Source organism: Streptomyces sp. MMBL 11-1, assembly GCF_028622875.1.
GTDB lineage: Bacteria > Actinomycetota > Actinomycetes > Streptomycetales > Streptomycetaceae > Streptomyces.
On sequence record NZ_CP117709.1, the window covers coordinates 4156138 to 4172943 of the forward strand.

The 16806-nt window shown below is 71.3% G+C and carries 15 protein-coding genes; 7 read left to right on the forward strand and 8 right to left on the reverse strand.

Going from position 1 to position 16806, the window contains the following annotated elements:
* The first annotated feature begins 8 nt into the window (after nt 1-8).
* A complete protein-coding gene (locus PSQ21_RS18285) occupies nt 9-782 on the forward strand; it encodes a polysaccharide deacetylase family protein (protein ID WP_274031614.1) in 774 nt (257 codons plus the stop codon).
* A gap of 47 nt (nt 783-829) precedes the next feature.
* Here the strand turns inward: PSQ21_RS18285 and PSQ21_RS18290 are convergent, their stop codons facing one another.
* Both PSQ21_RS18290 and PSQ21_RS18295 read right to left on the reverse strand, forming a co-directional pair.
* Nucleotides 830-1492 carry a hypothetical protein gene (locus PSQ21_RS18290; protein ID WP_274031615.1) on the reverse strand — a complete coding sequence of 221 codons (663 nt, stop codon included), beginning with the start codon at nt 1490-1492 and terminating at the stop codon, nt 830-832.
* A 191-nt stretch (nt 1493-1683) separates the two neighbouring features.
* Nucleotides 1684-4671 (reverse strand): AfsR/SARP family transcriptional regulator, encoded by a 2988-nt coding sequence (locus PSQ21_RS18295; RefSeq protein WP_274031617.1) that lies wholly within the window; start codon nt 4669-4671, stop codon nt 1684-1686.
* 247 nt (nt 4672-4918) lie between these two features.
* Here PSQ21_RS18295 and PSQ21_RS18300 point away from each other — a divergent pair, with 247 nt between their 5' ends.
* Nucleotides 4919-5410, forward strand: coding sequence for a hypothetical protein (locus PSQ21_RS18300; protein ID WP_274031618.1), 492 nt, complete (start codon nt 4919-4921; stop codon nt 5408-5410).
* A gap of 90 nt (nt 5411-5500) precedes the next feature.
* Here the strand turns inward: PSQ21_RS18300 and PSQ21_RS18305 are convergent, their stop codons facing one another.
* The 3 genes from PSQ21_RS18305 to PSQ21_RS18315 all read right to left on the reverse strand — a co-directional run bounded on the left by PSQ21_RS18305 (nt 5501) and on the right by PSQ21_RS18315 (nt 7595).
* Nucleotides 5501-6265 (reverse strand): SDR family NAD(P)-dependent oxidoreductase, encoded by a 765-nt coding sequence (locus PSQ21_RS18305; RefSeq protein ID WP_274031619.1) that lies wholly within the window; start codon nt 6263-6265, stop codon nt 5501-5503.
* Between the two features lie 43 nt (nt 6266-6308).
* Nucleotides 6309-6848, reverse strand: coding sequence for a hypothetical protein (locus PSQ21_RS37825; RefSeq protein ID WP_337961676.1), 540 nt, complete (start codon nt 6846-6848; stop codon nt 6309-6311).
* 162 nt (nt 6849-7010) lie between these two features.
* On the reverse strand, nt 7011-7595 hold the full coding sequence (locus tag PSQ21_RS18315; RefSeq protein WP_274031620.1) for a TetR/AcrR family transcriptional regulator: 585 nt from the start codon (nt 7593-7595) through the stop codon (nt 7011-7013).
* Nucleotides 7596-7768: 173 nt separating this feature from the next.
* Between PSQ21_RS18315 and PSQ21_RS18320 the strand changes: the two genes are divergently transcribed.
* Entirely contained in the window at nt 7769-8545 is a 777-nt protein-coding gene (locus tag PSQ21_RS18320) for a hypothetical protein (RefSeq protein ID WP_274031621.1), read from the forward strand.
* A 34-nt stretch (nt 8546-8579) separates the two neighbouring features.
* On the opposite strand, the gene PSQ21_RS18325 is transcribed toward PSQ21_RS18320, so the two are convergent.
* Nucleotides 8580-8918: a thioredoxin family protein gene (locus PSQ21_RS18325; protein WP_274031623.1), complete on the reverse strand. Its 339-nt coding sequence runs from the start codon at nt 8916-8918 to the stop codon at nt 8580-8582.
* A gap of 205 nt (nt 8919-9123) precedes the next feature.
* Nucleotides 9124-10263 (reverse strand): PucR family transcriptional regulator, encoded by a 1140-nt coding sequence (locus tag PSQ21_RS18330; protein ID WP_274031625.1) that lies wholly within the window; start codon nt 10261-10263, stop codon nt 9124-9126.
* Between the two features lie 147 nt (nt 10264-10410).
* On the opposite strand from PSQ21_RS18330, the gene PSQ21_RS18335 reads away from it, so the two are divergent.
* The 4 genes from PSQ21_RS18335 (at nt 10411) to PSQ21_RS18350 (ending at nt 15439) form a co-directional block, all read left to right on the forward strand.
* Complete coding sequence (locus PSQ21_RS18335) at nt 10411-11430, forward strand: ferredoxin reductase (protein ID WP_274035823.1); 1020 nt, start codon at nt 10411-10413, stop codon at nt 11428-11430.
* 7 nt (nt 11431-11437) lie between these two features.
* On the forward strand, nt 11438-12556 hold the full coding sequence (locus PSQ21_RS18340; RefSeq protein WP_274031627.1) for a fatty acid desaturase family protein: 1119 nt from the start codon (nt 11438-11440) through the stop codon (nt 12554-12556).
* Between the two features lie 374 nt (nt 12557-12930).
* Nucleotides 12931-13602 carry a lytic polysaccharide monooxygenase auxiliary activity family 9 protein gene (locus PSQ21_RS18345; RefSeq protein WP_274031628.1) on the forward strand — a complete coding sequence of 224 codons (672 nt, stop codon included), beginning with the start codon at nt 12931-12933 and terminating at the stop codon, nt 13600-13602.
* A gap of 280 nt (nt 13603-13882) precedes the next feature.
* Nucleotides 13883-15439 (forward strand): PQQ-dependent sugar dehydrogenase, encoded by a 1557-nt coding sequence (locus PSQ21_RS18350; protein ID WP_274031629.1) that lies wholly within the window; start codon nt 13883-13885, stop codon nt 15437-15439.
* A gap of 346 nt (nt 15440-15785) precedes the next feature.
* On the opposite strand, the gene PSQ21_RS18355 is transcribed toward PSQ21_RS18350, so the two are convergent.
* Nucleotides 15786-16643 (reverse strand): hypothetical protein, encoded by an 858-nt coding sequence (locus PSQ21_RS18355; RefSeq protein ID WP_274031630.1) that lies wholly within the window; start codon nt 16641-16643, stop codon nt 15786-15788.
* Nucleotides 16644-16806: the final 163 nt, after the last annotated feature.

Here is a 16806-nt window from a genome sequence, read left to right on the forward strand (position 1 = left end):
GGGCGGACATGGGCAAGCACAAGGGAAGGGCATGGCACGGCCGGCTCCTCGCGGCGGCGCTCGGCGTGACGGCCCTGGCCGCCGCCACCTCGGTGTGGACCGCGCAGGCCGGCCCGGCCGGGGGGCGGCCGTCGGCGGCCGTCGCGTCGCCGGACGCGCGGGAGCGGCCCGCGGCCAACGTGGCGGCGGGCATCGCGCACGCCTCGGACCGGGGGGCCCGGGGCGTCAACATCACCATCGACGACGGACCGGACCCGGTCTGGACGCCGCAGGTGCTGCGCCTGCTGAAGGACCGCGGTGTGAAGGCCACGTTCTGCATGGTGGGCACCCAGGCCCAGGCCTACCCCGACCTGGTCAAGGCGGTCGTGGCGGACGGCCACCGGCTGTGCAACCACACCGTCTCGCACGACACCACCATGGACACCAAGTCCGAGGCCTACCAGTCCCAGCAGATCCTGGACGCCGAACGGATGATCACCAAGGCGTCCGGAGGCGTCCGGTCGCAGTACTACCGGGCCCCGGGCGGCGCCTTCACCCCGTACAGCCGTCAGCTCGCCGCGTCCCACGGGATGCGACCGCTGGGCTGGAACGTCGACACCAAGGACTTCGAGCACCCCGGCGCGGACACCATGGTCGCCACCGTCAAGCGTGAGATCTCCAACGGGCCGACCATCCTCTTCCACGACGCGGGAGGGGAACGGTCCCAGACGCTGGCCGCTCTGCGCGAGGTCCTGCCCTGGCTGGAGGAGCAGGGCCGCTCCTTCGGATTCCCCGTGCGCTGAGCGAGGCCCGACCCCTCCCGCAGGCGTCAAGTCCGCTGAGACGAAACTCAGTTGGACCAGACGACCGGACTGTCGCTGTACGCGTCACCCTCGTCGAACTTGGCGGCCGTGACCGGCGCGCCCTTCGTGGCGGTGAGCGAGCAGGTCTCGTACGACGCGCCCTTGGTGGTGAACTCGCGAGGCGCGGTCTCCCTGTCGCACTTGCCCGGGATGTCGCCGATCAGCACGACGCCCGTGCCGGTGCCCCCTTCCAGCACACCGTCCAGCTTCAGCGACGCGTACGACAGGTCGGTGCCGCCGACGTTCTCCACCTTCATCTTGATGAAGTAGGGCGTCATCCCCTTCGCCTTGTCACCGAAGGCGGCCATATCGGCCTCGGCGCCCTTCTCGATCGCCGTGACGGTCACGGCGATGGTGCCCTTCTTGGCGCTCGTGTACGCGAACGGCAGAGTGGCCTTGTCGCCGACCTTGAGCTTCGTGCCCGGGGCGGTCGCGTCCCCCTCGCCCCCGGCCGGAGCGTCGGTGTCGGCGCCGCCGTCGGCGGCGGGGCTCTCGCTCGCCTCGCTCGGCTCGCCCGGCTCGGACGGGGCGGGGGCCGACGCCGGAGGGGAATCCTTCGCCGCGGGGTCGCTGTCGTCGCCGTTGCAGGCCGAGAGCCCGAGACTCAGGGCGACCACAGCGGCCGCGGACACGATACGTCGCTTGTGCACTACTACTACCTCACTGGTTACGAGAGCCGTCCGATACGGCGGCTTCGAACGTTCGATGGTGGCGAGAGGGACCGCCACCGGGCTGAACACGCCGGAGCGGTCCCCCGACGGCGTTCCGTCGTCGACGCGCACGATGTCACATCCCGGAATACGGCGGGTACACGCCAGGAACACGAGCCGGGCGGTGCGGCTCAGCGGACCCGGTCCCGCGCGACGGCCGCCTCGTCGGCGAGTCGTCGTGCGGCGGCGGCGTCCCCCGCGGCGGCCCGCAGGCGGGCGAGCTTCTCCAGCACGCCCGCGAGCAGGTACGGATAGTCGATTCCGCGGGCCACCTCGACCGCGCGGTCCCCCCGGCCGATCGCGGCCGGCAGATCGTGGGGTCCGTACAGGCGGGCATCGAGCAGGTCGATGAGGACACGGGTCTCGAACATGGGGTCGTGGAGTGCGCGCGCGATCCCGACGCCTTCGAGGAGACGGTGGCGCGCCTCGGTGTACTCGCCCCGGGCCAGGTGGAGACAGCCCCAGGCGTGGGCGGTGTAGAACGTCCCGGACGACCCGATGCTCCGGGCGCACTCGTTCAGCTCGGTGAACGACTCCTCGGCCTCCGCCGGCCGGCCGAGCGCGAGCTGCGCCTGGCCGAGCCAGTAGGTGTCGCGCGCGATCAGGGCCCGGATGCCCTGCTTCCTCGCCCCGTCGATGATCTCCGTGAGGACCGCCACCGCGCGTTCCGGTCTGCCCGCCTGCAGATGGGCGAGGCCGACCTGTGAGTACGCGTGCAGAGCGGCCGCCGGCTGCCCGCCCGCGTCGAGGCGCTCAAAAGCCTCCCGGCCGGCGGTGATCGCCTCGGTCAGCCGGCCGTTGGGCACGAGGAAGAACGGCGCGTTGCTCAGGGCCTCCAGATAGCCCCGCCGGTCCCCGATCCGCTCGAACAGCTCCATGGCCTCGGTGTTGGACTCCTCGGCCGGCCCGTACCGGCGCCGGGTGTAGAGCAGTCCGGCCATCGAGATGAGCAGTCTGGCCCGGCCCCGCAGGTTGCCCGCGGTCCTGGCCAGACCCATCGCCGTCCCGTAGCACTCCTGCCAGTCGTCGAAGTACCGCTCCGTCTCGAACAGTGCGTGCCCGCCCACGGCCAGTTCCCAGCAGAGCTCGTCCCTGCCCAGTTCGGCGGCCTGCCGCACCCCTGCCACCAGGGCGACGCGTTCCGCGTCCAGCAGTTCCATCGGCGGCACGGAGGGCGGCAGGCTCGCCTCCACCACTGCCGGCTGCCACCGGTCGGCGTCCCGCTGGAACATGTTCTGCCCCATGTGGTCGCGGTCGGCGATGTCGGTGAAGGCCAGGAGCGCGCTGAGGACGCGGACGACGGACCCGTCCCGGGCCTCCACCGGCTCCTCCGCCTCCGCGCGTTCCCGGGCGTACGCGCGGATCAGGTCGTGGAACCCGTAACGCGCCTGGCCGTTCGGCGCCCCGGTGACGTCGAGCAGGTGGACGTCGACCAGCTCGTCGAGGAGCTCCCGGGCCGCCCGCAGCCCGGTGTCGAGAGCGGCAGCGGCCGCCCAGAGCGGGAAATCGGGCGCCTCCAGCAGCCCGAGGAGCCGGAACAGCCGCCGAGCCCCGGGCCGGAGCCCCTCGTAGCTCAGCCCGAAACTGGCCCGTACTTCGAGATCGCGGTAGCGCAGGGCGTCCAGCCGGTGCTGCTCGTCGGCCAGCCGTGACACGAGATCCGCCGGCCGCCAGTGCGGCCGGGACACCAGGAGCGCCCCGGCGATCCGCAGCGCGAGCGGCAGCCGCGCACACAGCCGTACCAGGTCGGACAGGTCCGCCGGGGCGGCCGAGGCCAGCCGGCCGCCCGTGCTGCCGCGCAGCATGGCCAGGCTGTCGGCCTCGGACATCTCGCGCAGCTCGACCCGGTGCGCGCCGCCGAGACCGGCCAGCCGTACGCGGCCGGTGGCGATCACGCCACACGTACCGCTCGTCGGCAGCAGAGGCGCCAGCTGCTCCTCGTCGTACGCGTCGTCGAGCACCACCAGGATCCGCCGCTCCGCCAGCAGGCCCCGGTAGAGATCCGTGCGCTCCTGGGGGTCGTCCGGCACCGCGGTGGCGGGCACGCCCAGCGCACGCAGGAAGCGGCCGAGGACCGTGGCCGGTGCGACCCGCTGCGTACGCGCGCCGTCCAGCGCCGCGAACAGCTGACCGTCGGGGTACGCGGACCTCAGCCGATGCGAGGCCTGCACCGCGAGGGCCGTCTTGCCGACCCCGCCGGGGCCCGAGACCGTCACCGTCGCGGCCGGTTCGTCTGCGGCGCGGTCCGTGCGGAGCCGGGCCTCGATCTCCGCCAACTCCGCCCGCTGCCCGCTGAAGTCGCCGAGCGCCGGAGGCAGCATCCGGGCGACCGCGGTGCTCCGCCGGCCCTGTTCCCCGTCCCCGGCCTCCCGGTCCAGCGCGGGGTCCTCGCCGAGAACGGCCCGGTGGAGTTCCCGCAACGGGCGCCCGGGTTCCAGACCGGTCTCCTCGGCGAGGACCTGGCGGACCTGGAGGTAGGCCAGCAGCGCGTCCGCCCGACGGCCGCAGCGGTACAGCGCGAGCATGAGCTGGGCCCACATCCGCTCGCGGAACGGGTGCTCCATCGTCAGCGCCGTCAGCTCGCCGAGAAGCTCGCCGTGCCGGCCGAGCCGGAGATCGACGTCGATGCGCTCCTCGAGTACGCCGAGCCGCAGTTCGTCGAGGCGTGTGGCCTCCGGGCCCAGCGCCGGGAGATCGGCGATCCCGGCGAACGCGGGGCCCCGCCAGAGGCCGAGGGCCTCCGCGAACAGCCGCCGCGACCGCTCGCGTTCACCGGCCGCCAGCGCCGCCCGGGCCGCGGCCGCCAGGTCCTCGAAGTGTGCCGCGTCCACCTCGGCACGGTCGGCCCGCAGCACGTAGCCACGGCCCTCACGGGCGATGCGTCGCGGGTCGCCCAGGCGGTGCCGGAGCCGGTGGACGTAGGTCTGTACGTTCTTGGCGGCGCTCTTCGGCCGGTCCTCGCCCCAGACCGCTTCCACCAGCGCGTCGTCGGAGACCGGCCGGCCCGGCCGGCTCAGGAGGACCGCCAGCAGGACCCGCGCTTTCGGCGTGCCCAGTTCCAGTTCCCGTGGCAGGCCGGCCTGCCGCACGGTCAGCGGACCCAGTACCCCGAAGTCCACAGCTGCCCCCCGCCTTCGACGGCCACTGTAACGGCCACGGGCTGCGGCCGGCAGCGACCAGCGACGATCGGCAGTGACGGGCAATGACGGGCGGTGACCAGCAGCGACCGGCCGGGCGGAGTCGCCGGGCGGTACGGGCGGGCGGTTCGGGCCGGCCGTCCGTCGTGGGGTGGGGCTGATGCTCCGGGACCCGCGCCCGCCAGTAGAGTTCGATGCTTGTTCGATTCGACACGAGGTGGGGGGACGGATGGCGGGCGCACAACTGAGAGACACCGCAGAGGAGTTGGCGACGGTGTTGTGGCGGGAGCACACCGTGTACCGGGAGCGGTCCGGGGGGATGGTCATCCGGGGCGAGCACGTACGGCGGTGGATCAGCCTCGCCCCGGCGGGCGGCCGGGACGAGATCCTCGTACGCGCGGGGCGCATCCTGGACGGCGGAACCACCGCGCCGGCGCGTTCGGAGGCCGTGGTGCCCCTCTCCGCCGGTACGGGCGCGCTCGCCACGACCTGTCGGCGCCTGCTGGCCGACGCGGCCGCCGACGCGTCGCGGCCCGCGCCGGACCGGACGGACACGGGGCGGCCCGGGAAGTCCCGTCAGCCCCGTCGGTCCCGTAGGTCCCGCCGGTCCGCGCGGCGGAACGGCGGCGGCAGGCACACGAGTTTCAGCTCATGGGTGATCCTCGTGTGCGTCGCCGCCGTGATCGCCTTGTTCGCGTACAGCTCCGCGACGCACGGCTGACCGGCATCCGGACCGCGCGGGGCGTCGGCCGGCGGTGACGGGCCCGCCCTGTGGCGGGCCGGTGCCGGCGGCACCGGCCCGGGAGCGCGGTCAGGCGGAGGAGCCGCCGTCGATGACCAGATCGCTGCCGACCACCGAAGCGGCGTCCGGCGAGGCCAGATACAGCACGGCCGCCGCGACCTCGGCGGTGGAGGAGACCCGGCCCAGCGGGGACGCGCCCTTCATCCGGGCGGCCCGGTCGGCTTCGGTCTCGCCCGGCTGCAGCGACATGGTGGTGGCGGTCGCGCCGGGGCTGACGACGTTGATCCGTATCCCGTCGGCGATGTGGTCCAGGGCGGCGGCCCGGGTCAGGGCGGAGACGGCCGCCTTGGTGGCGATGTAGCCGGCCACGCCCGGGATGCGGCTGTGCGCGCCGAGGTTGGAGGCGATGTTGACGATCGCCCCGCCGTGGGGCTGGTCGCGCATCCGGGCGATCTCGGCCTGAAGGCTGAGGAACACACCGGTGACGTTGATGTCGAGCAGGGTGCGCCAGTCCTTTTCGGAGAGGTCGGCCAGGGCAGCGCCGCCCCGGAAGACGCCCGCGTTGTTGACGGCGACATCGAGGCTTCCGAAGTGTTCGACGGTGCGGTGGACCATCGTCCTGACGTCCTCGGTGCGGCTCACGTCCGCGGTGACAGCGACCGCCGACCCACCCTCCTTCCCGATCAGGGCGACCGTCTCGTCGAGCGAAGCGGCGGTACGGCCGGCCGCGACCACCGAGGCCCCTTCGGCGGCGAAGGCGAGCGCGACGGCCCGGCCGATGCCTGATCCCGCGCCGGTGACGAGGACGGCTTTTCCGGTGAAGCGTGCGGACATGGTGATGACTCCCTTGGACGGCGCGTGGTGCGCGGTTACGTGGTCACTCGGCAATGTGGTCACTGGGCAACGGGGTGGCTTTGTTGCTCGGGTACTCGGTGCGGAGGCTGATGGCCGCGGCGACGGTGAGAAGGACTGCCGTCGCGGCGAGTGAAGTGCTGTCGGAGCCGAGCGTGAGCAGGCCGGGGAGAAGCCCGTTCGCGTAGGAGTGGTGGGGTTCCAGCCCTGTGAACGCGATCAGCGCGAGGCCCGTGGCGGCCCCTGCCGGTCCGGCGGTGAGGGCGCGACGCCCACCGAAACGGTCGGCGACACGACCGCCGAAGAGCAGGAGCCCGGAGAAGGCCAGTCCGTAGGCGGAGGTGAGGAGGATCAAGTCGGTCCGGTCGAGCGAGAATGCACGGCCTATCCGGGGCAGCGGCACGACGAGCGAGGTGAGCGTGAAGAGCAGCGACATCTGGACGATGCCGAGCAGCGCGAAGGCAGGGCCGGGTGCGGGCCCGGACGGGGACGCGGGCCCGGCCCCGGGTGCGTCCCCGGCCGGGCCGGCCGCGATCGTGGCGTTGCAGCTCTGCGGCTCGGTCACTTCTCCCCCGATACTTGACTGAACGTTCTGTTATGCGGCCATGAAGGCACCTCCCGCAGGGGGGTGCTGTCCGGAGTGCTGCCCGGGAGTGCTGTCAGAAGGCGCTGTCAGGGGGTGCTGCCCGGAAGCGCTGTTCGGCCGCCCTCCCGCGAGAGACGGTGTTCAGTCGAGCAGGCTCAGCGCCTGCTCGGCGGCGTCCCGCGCCCGGCCGGGCCCTGTCGACGCCTTGCCGACGACCCGCAGCCCCTGCATCAGCACCAGGAGCATCCGTGCGAGCGCCTGCGGATCGCGGTCCGCGGGCAGCTCGCCCTGCGCCTGTGCCCGGGTCAGCGCCGAGTGCAGCAGTGTCTCGAAGTGGTCCCAGCTCGCCTCGACCCGACGGGCCGCCGCCGGATCGTGGGGGCCCAGCTCGGCGGCCGTGTTGGTGATGAAACACCCTTTGGCGCGATGGGCGTCGGCGTTCGCCTCGGCCGCGAATCGCCGCACCGCCGTGCGTACGGCGGGCAGCGCGGGCCCCGGCTGGGAGAGTTCGCGCAGCAGGTCCGCGTCGCCGTTCTCGCGGTAGCGGTCCAGGGCCTTCAGGTACAGCTCGTGCTTGTTGCCGAAGGTGGCGTAGATGCTGGCGCGCCCGATGCCGAGGTGTTCGACGAGGTCCGCCATCGAGGTCGCCTCGTAGCCGCGCCGCCAGAACAGCTCAAGGGCTGACTGCAGCGCGGCTTCGGGGTCGAATTCCTTGGTTCTGGCCACGGTCGAACCCTAGGCGATAGTGAAACGATCGGTCAAATATTATCTCGGTGGTGGCGATGGGTACCCGGCGGAGGGGGCAGCACAGCTGCACCGCAGCACCACAGCACAGCAACAGAGCAACAGAGCAACAGAGCAACAGAGCAGTGTCAGTGAGGCATGGCACCGTGGCGTCCATGACCGCGATCGCACATGAAGCCGTCCGTGAGACCATCCGCGATGCCGGGCGGGCCCTTGGCGTCCCCGGACCGGTCGCCGAGGCGTTCGTCCGCCTTCTGCGCCCCTGCGTCTACCTCTGCCCCTTCGAGCAACTGCCGGAGGAATTGCGGAACAGCGCCCGTCCGGCCGCCCGGGCAGGCGGCTCCGCCCACCTGCCGGAGGGTGTGGACGTGCCCGCGTACGTGCCGCACCTGGTGACCGTCGACTGCGCGGCCATACCCACCGGCGTCCTCGACATCGACTTTCCCGACGACGGCCAGGTGGCTGTCCTCGCCGAAGTCACGGACCAGGACGAAGGCTTCGTCATTTACGTGCCCACGGGGACCGAAACCGTCGAACGTCACCCAAGAGAAGCGGAGCAGGACGCCCCGAAGTCCAGCGAATCGTTCCCGCTCTACGCGGTGGCCGGGACCACCATGCCCGGCGCGCTCCACCGGTCGCATGTGGCGGAAGCGGTCGACTACGCCGAGGGGGACGCCGAACGGGCCCGCCGTGTGGACAACCTGATAGATGAGATGGGGGCGATCCTTGCCGTGCGCTGGGGTTACGGCATTCAGCTCGGTGGCTTCGCCCGCGCCTGGCACGACCCATTGGAGGACCGCGGGAACGTACTGTTCCTGTCCATACCGGAGAGCGCGGTCTTCGGCGGGGACTGCATCACCTTCGTCTCCGGTTCTCGGGAGCAGATCGCGGAGCGCCGCTACGACGAACTCGAATTCGATGTCGAGTCCTGACCCGAAGCCGCGGTTCGGGCGCCGCGGCGGCGGCTCAGAGGTGACCGTCCAGGAACTCCCGTACCTCGTCGATGGTCATGGGCCCCGTGCCGTGCGCCACTGCCTCCCCTTCCTTCAGCAGAACGCAGGACGGGGCGCCGGTGATCCCGTATCGCTCGGTCGCCGCCGGGCAGCGCGTGATGTCGGTGCGGACGACCGTCAGGCGGCCCACGCGGTCGTCGGCGATGTCGCCCATGACGAGGTCCATCACCCGGCAGGGCTCGATGGCCTTGGGCCATGCCCCGGTGAAGTACGCGAGGACCGGGATCCTGCTTTTCCCGAGAATGAAGTCGAACTCCGCGTCCTCGCGAGGGCGGTGAACCAGCTGTGCCACGGAAGCTCCTGACCTCACGTTTCGTACGGCATCCCATCATCCCTCGCGCGGTGCGCCGGGCCGGTCGGCCCCGGTGGGTCTCCGGACGGCGGTAGGCGGAGGGCGGGCGGCGGATGCCGGGTGACGGGTGGCGAATGACGGGTTACGGGTGCCGGGTTACGGGTGCCGGGTTACGGGTGCCGAGTCAGGGGTGCCGGGTGGCGGGTCAGCTGCCCCGGAGGCCGACCGCCAGCGTCAGTTCAAGGACCCGGTGTGGTGACGCGAGATCGGGGAACAGCTCCCGCAGCTGCGCCATCCGGTACCGGACGGTCTGCGGGTGGACGAACAATGCCGACGCCACCGCGTCCCGCCTGCCCTGGTGCAGCAGCCACGCCCGCAAGGTCTCCTCCAGCCGTCGCGCGGTTGCGGCGGGCAAGGTCCGCAACGGTGCGAGGGCTCGGGCGCGCAGGTCTGCGAACGCGTCCGCGTCGGCGCTGAGCACCAGGTCGGGCAGGTGGTCCTCGGTGTCCCGGATGTCGGAGGAGAGGGAGCGCGCGCGTACGGCTCGTGCGTACGACGCGGACGCACGGGTCCATGGCCGGGCCGGGCCGACCACGGCGGCGCGGTCGGTCAGCTGCCGCAGGAGACGTGGCCGGTCGGCGTCGGGGACCAGGAGCACACCGGTGGCATCCGGCAGATCGTCGAGGACGAGGGTGCTCGGGTCGAGTGTCCGGTAGGCCGGGCGGGCCTGGGCGGCGGGCAGCAGGACGGCGGTCAGCGACACCGGAGGCTGCCACCTGGCCCGTTGACCGGAGGCCAGCAACACGTCCGGGCTCGCGCCGGCGAGGAGGTCGCGGGCCAGGTGCTCCAGGTGGCGCTCGTGGGCCCTGCCCCGGGCGGCCAGCCCGTCGGCGTGACCCGCGGCGCTCGCGGCGGAGAGCTCGTCGATGTAGGCGAAGGTCAGCTCGGCGAACTTGGCGACCTCGGCGGCGGGCAGGCCGGCGGGCACGGCACCCGCCGCGAGGCATCGCCAGGCGACGCGGGCGCCGACGCGGTAGGCGCTGAGCAGGGCGTCCATCGAACGGCCGTCGCGTACCTCGCCGCGGCCCAGCTCGTAGGCGGCGTCACCGGCGTCGCCCCCGGTGGCTTTCCCGCTCGCGAGGTCCAGATAGTGCCCCAGGGCGGTGCGGACGGCTCTGCGGATGGTGGCGCCCATGCGACCCGCTAGGGCATTGGCGTACGGAGGGACCTCGTCGATGATCGCCTGGACGACTTCGTCGGCGGTGGTCCTCAGTGCGGCCCGGAGCGCGGTGACCGTTGCTTCGTCCAGGGTCAGCTCGCTGGCCCTCCGGATGGCATAGCTCATTTTCCGTTCCCTGCGGACTTTGTTCCCTGCGAACAATTCGGTTGACCAGTTTTACGTCCTGTGGTTAGGACTTTACGCCGTGAGGCGCAGCAAGCTGGAGTCATGACGAGTGCAGCCCTCCGTAGCAGGGCGTGGAAACTGCTGGAGATGGTCACGACGCCGCTCCTGCCGTCGGACTACCTCGACCTGGTCAGCCCGCTGCGTGCGGGCGCGGACCTGTGCGGGCGCATCGAGGCCGTGCACTCCGAGACGGGTGACGCCGCGACCGTCGTGATCAGGCCGGGGCGGGGCTGGCGCGGCCACACGGCCGGTCAGTACGTGAGGATCGGGGTCGACGTCGACGGCGTGCGCCTGTGGCGTGCCTACTCCCTCACCTCGCCGACAGACCGCCGGGACGGCCGGATCACGATCACCGTGAAGGCGGTCCCGGACGGCAAGGTCAGCAACCACCTGGTCCGCAGGGCGAAACCGGGCACGCTGATCCGGCTCGACCAGCCGACCGGTGACTTCGTACTGCCGCGGGCCAGGCCCGCCAAGGTGCTCTACCTGACGGCCGGCAGCGGCATCACGCCCGTGATGGGCATGCTGCGCGACACCGAGCTCGACGACGTCGTCATGGTCCACTGCGCGCCACAGCCTCACGACGTGATCTTCCGCAGCGAACTGCACGGCCTGGTCGCGGACAAGAGGCTCCGGCTCACCGAGGTGCACACCGACACCGACGGCAGGCTCGACATCGCGCGTCTCGACGACCTCGTGCCCGACTGGGCCGAGCGCGAGACCTGGGCCTGCGGGCCCGGGGGCCTGCTCGACGCCGCCGAGGAGCACTGGGCCGAGCACGGCGTCCGAGAACGCCTGCACACCGAACGGTTCCAACCCGGCATCCTCGTCGCCGGTGACGGCGGTGACGGCGGTGAGGTCACGTTCAGCACCACCGGCAGGACCGTCGACGCGGACGGCGTCACGCCGTTGCTGGACGTCGGCGAGGAGGCCGGCGTGCTCATGCCCTCCGGGTGCCGCATGGGCATCTGCTTCGGCTGCGTCACACCACTCAAGGCGGGCGCCGTCCGCGACCTGCGCACCGGCGAGATCACCGAGGCCGAGCCCGGCGTCCTCATCCAGACCTGCGTGTCCGCCGCGGCGGGCCCCTGTGACATCGAACGGTAGGAGCACCTTGACCGCCATCGACCCCACCGCCCACCTGACCGCGGAGCAGATCGAGGAGCTGGGCCGCGAGCTGGACGCGATCCGTGACGAGGTGATCGCCGGCCGCGGCGAGAAGGACGCCGACTACATCCGTAAGGTCATCTCGGCGCAGCGCAAGCTTGAGCTGGTCAGCAGGGGTGTGCTGCTGTTCTCGATCTTCCCGCCCGCGTGGCTTCTCGGCACCGCCGGGCTGTCCGTGGCGAAGATCATGGACAACATGGAGATCGGCCACAACGTCCTGCACGGTCAGTGGGACTGGATGCGGGACCCGAAGATCCACTCCACCACCTGGGAGTGGGACCACGTCTCGCCGTCCGATCAGTGGAAGCACTCGCACAACGAGCTGCACCACACGTACACCAACGTGATCGGCAAGGACAACGACCTCGGCTACGGCATCATGCGCGTCGACGAGGACCAGAAGTGGCACCCCTTCCACCTCGGCCAGCCGCTGTGGAACTTCCTCAACGCCTGCTTCTTCGAGTACGGCATCGCAGCGTACGACCTGGAGCTCGGCAAGAACCTCCCCAAGGAGCGCCGCAGGAGCCCGGAGTTCCGCGCGCGGGCCAAGGCGGTGGGACGCAAGATCCGCAAGCAGGTGCTCAAGGACTACGTGATCCACCCGCTGCTGTCGGGCCCGTCGTTCCTCCCCACCCTCGCCGCCACGTTCACCGCGAACCTGGTCCGCAACGTCTGGACCCACTCGGTGATCATGTGCGGGCACTTCCCCGAGGGCGTACAGGTCTTCGAGCGCCGGTCGATCGAAGGAGAGACGCGCGGCCAGTGGTACCTGCGCCAGATGATGGGCTCGGCGAACATCAGCGGCGGCAAGGCCATGCACTTCATGACCGGCAACCTGTCGCACCAGATCGAGCACCACCTGTTCCCGGACCTGCCGAGCAACCGGTACGCCGAGGTCGCGGTGAAGGTGCGCGCGCTGTTCGAGAAGTACGAGCTGGAGTACGTCACCGGCCCGCTGCCCAAGCAGGTGTTCTCCGCGTGGCACAAGGTCTTCCGGCTCGCACTGCCGAACAGGCGGCCCAGGGTCGAAACGCCGGACCGCGAGCGGGATCTCGTCGCCGTCTGAACGCCGGCACCGGTCGGGACTCTTCGACAGGTCGGACTCTTCGGCAGATCCGCGGGGCGGGCACGGGCTTGCGCACCACCCGGCCCGATCCCGGCCGGCACCGCTCCTCGACGGGCGGGCCCGCCAAGGAGGCAGGTCATGAGCGGGGCGCCGTCGCCGGGGCCGGAAACACGAGGATGCCCGGGGCCCCCGCGCCACTGATCGCCACCGGTCAGGTCCCCGGCCACCGGGGGACGCTTTGCGCCATGTGGCGTTGAAGTGGCGTGAACAGATATTGCCCGTCCCGCCACGCCATGCGCACTGTGGAAGCGCGGGAGCGCTCCCACACCTCGTCCCCCGCCGGGTTCCCCGGCCCCCCACCGAAGGAAGAGATCATGAATTGTCATGTACGCGACACTAAAATGTGGCGCATTCCCACGCTCGTCCTGACCACGGTCGCGGCGGTGCTTCTCAGCATGACCGCCTGGAGCGGCACAGCCGCGGCTCACGGGTCGGTCATCGACCCGGCCTCACGCGCCTACGACTGCTGGCAGCGCTGGGGCAGCGATTTCCAGAACCCGGACATGGCGCAGCAGGACCCGATGTGCTGGCAGGCGTGGCAGGCCAACCCGAACGCCATGTGGAACTGGAACGGCCTGTACCGCAACGGCTCCGGGGGCAACTTCCAGGCGGTCGTACCGGACGGCCAGCTGTGCAGCGGCGGCCGGACCGAGGGCGGTCGCTACAACGCGCTGGACACCGTGGGCGCGTGGAAGACCACCGACATCACCGATGACTTCACCGTCGAGCTGTACGACCAGGCCAGCCACGGCGCGGACTACTTCAAGGTCTACGTCAGCCGGCAAGGCTTCGACCCCACCACCCAGGCGCTGGGCTGGAATGACCTCGAACTGGTCGCGGAGACCGGCAGGTACGGGCCGAGCCAGAACTACTCGATCCCCGTGAGCACGTCCGGCTACACCGGTCACCACGTCGTCTACACGATCTGGCAGGCATCGCACATGGACCAGACGTACTTCCTGTGCAGCGATGTGAACTTCGGCTGACCTCAGCGCACACCGGGTGATCCCGCCGGTCGGCACGCGCCCGGTGGGACTGCCGCACACCGGGTGATCCCGCCGGTCGGCACGCGCCCGGTGGGACTGCCGCACACCGGGTGGTCCCACCGGTCGGCACACGTCCGGTGGGACTGCCGCACACCGGGTGATCCCGCCGGACGACACACGCCCGGCGGGACTCCTCGTGTCCCGCGCCCTTCCCTATACCGACGCCACCGCCGCATACCGACGCCACCGCCGCGCAAGCGTCCTCGACTCCGGAGCCGACATGTCGCGACACCGCTGGACCGGGCAGATCCTGCTGGCCCTCCTGCTGACCGCTATCACCGCACTGCCCGCCGCCGCCCAGTCGCTCGCGGCGCCCCCTCCCGCGACGGCGGCCGCCACACCGGCCGACGCGGCGGCGAACTCCTCCACCGTCCCCCTTCCGTCGCTCCGCGCGACCACCACCCAGGTCGCGCACGGACTGAGACGGCCGACCGCCGTCGTCGCACCCGACGACGGCACGGACCGCTTGTTCATCACCGAGAAGTCCGGAACCGTACGGGCCTACCACCCCCGTACCGGCCTGAACCCGGAGCCGCTCATCGACATCACGTCGGCCGTGGACGAATCGGGCAACGAGCGCGGCCTGCTCGGCATCGCCGTCCCGCCCGACTTCGACGACAGCCGCAGCGTGTACCTCGCGTACACGGCACTGCCCGACGGTGCGGTGACCGTCGCCCGCTACCGGCTCGACGATTCCCGCCTGGAGGTCCTGCTCTCCCAGCCGCACTCCGAGTTCAGCAACCACAACGGTGGCCAGCTGGCGTTCGGCCCGGACGGCCACCTGTACTGGAGCATCGGTGACGGCGGCGGTTCCGCGGACCCCCTCCGGGCCGGGCAGCGACTGGACACCCTGCTGGGCAAGATCGTGCGCATCGACGTAAGCCGCAGTTGCGGCGGGCTCCCCTACTGCGTTCCCGCGGACAACCCCTTCGTGGACACCCCCGGCGCCCGCGCGGAGATCTGGCTGTACGGGCTGCGCAACCCGTGGCGCTTCTCCTTCGACAGCGTCGACGGCTCGATGTGGATCGGCGACGTCGGCCAGGGCCGGTGGGAGGAGGTCGATCACATCGGGCCCGGACAGGGAGGCCTGAACCTCGGCTGGTCCTGCTACGAGGGACTGGAGAGGTTCAGCGGCGGCGACTGCGACCCCGGCGAAACGTACACCGCGCCGGTCTTCACCTACTCCCCGTACACCGGCGGCTGTTCGGTCATCGGCGGTCACGTCTACCGGGGCCAGGAGCACGCCGGCATCGTCGGCGGCACGTACATCGCCACCGACTACTGCTCGTCCACCGTCTGGGCGCTGCGCCCCGATGGCGAAGGCGGCTACGAGCAGGCCGAGATAGGGGAGATGCCCACCCAGGTGACGGCGATCGGCACGACCGTCGACGGCGAGTTCTACGTGGTCAACGACCTGCCGGGCGGCCTGCACCGCGTGTCCTTCACCCAGGAGGAACCCACCTGCCGAGTGGACAGCACAGTGCGGGCATGGGGCACCGGTACGACGGTCGACCTGACGGTCACCAACACCGGCAGCACTCCGGTGAACGGCTGGACACTGGAGTTCCCGCTGGCTCTCGGGCAGACCGTCACCTCCGACTGGAACACCGACCTCACCCAGGGAAGCAACACGATCAAGGCCGCCAGCACCTCGCACAACGCCACGATCGCTCCCGGCGCGAGCATCACCCTCGGCTATCTCGCCACCCATACCGGCGATGCGTCGTCCCCGCCGCGGTTCATGCTCAACGGGGACGCCTGCGCGGTCGGCCGCTGAGATCAGCCGCCGCGACCGGATCTCGTCGGCGCGGCCCTGGAGGATCAGGAGCGGCTCGGCTCGGAGCCCAGGGACTCCAGGGCCTGCCGCTTCGTCCTGAAGCGGTGAGTGGAGCCGTGCCGGTGCGAACAACTGGACACAGACGTCGCCACGGCTGCGGACCACGCAAGCAGAGGACGAGAACATCACGATAGGGACCCCGCTTCTCGGCCGACCGCCCGACCAGCCGGCCGGCCGGCCGCGTCGCGGGGCCCTGTCGTGTGTCGTGACGGCTCGCTCGGGCCGGAGCGTGCGCCCGGCCGCCGGGGGTGTCTGCGCCCACCACCCCGAAGTGAGCGGTGGGGGCCTATGGGTCTTGCAGCAGGGTGTGCAGCGGATGAGCGGCCGCGTGCGCGGGGGGACGTGACAGGTGCAGGGCCGTGTGGAAGTGGCCGTCGGTCTCCTTGCCTCGGGGGTCGTTGCCGGCCGCGGACGCCGCGGCGATGGCGTAGCGCTGTTCGTCGGCGTCGGTGAAGCGCCGCTGTGGGTAGGTGCGGGACGTGTCCTTCTGCGTGGTCAGGCCGAACTCGGTCAGGGCGTCGGAGGTGTCCTTGTAGGGAACGGTCCGCAGGACGAGGGCGGCCACCCAGGGTGGTTCCTGCCTGCCCTTCAGGAGCGCCCGATAGGTGAGGGCCGACAGGAAGGTCGCCCCGCCGGTCACGGTGATCAGGCGGGTGTCGCGCGTGGCCTGGTGCAGGGCCGGGCTGGGCGGACCGGTTTCCAGGTTCTCGGCGAACCCGTCATCGAGCAGGCCGACCGAGCGGGCGTAGGCGATGGCCGGCGCGGAGATGTCGAGACCGATGACGGGCACGGCGTCGGTGCGGCGTCGTGCCGCGTAGAACTCGCGGTCCTCCTTGATCAGTTCGTCGGTCGTCAACTGGGCGACCTGCGGCGAGGTGTAGTGGTCGTACAACTCCCGAAGCGTCACGTGATAGTTGAGCAGAGCCGCGTTGATGCCGTACGAGCAGCAGATGTCCAACACCGTGGCCCCCGGCACGCCGTCCCGGCCGGCCCGGCGAGCGTGGTCCTCGGGAAAGCCGGCGAAAGGCAGAAGGCGGCGGAAGAGACGCTGGGCGTGATGGGGTGCCTGATAGTCCAGTGGTCCCAGGGTCGCGAAGTACGAGCGTGGGTCCGGCCGGCCGTAGATGTCGTCGAAGTGGGTCATCTGCGCGGGTGTACCCGATGCGTGAGGTTTCCGAGCCGTGGTCACCAGGGCCTCCTTAGGCGATCAGGCAGGCATAGCGCATCGCGCCGCCGGCAGGGAAGAGCGCCCGGCTCCGGCCGCTCGGCTTCAGCCACATCGGTGCAGCCTGACCGGCGAGACCGAC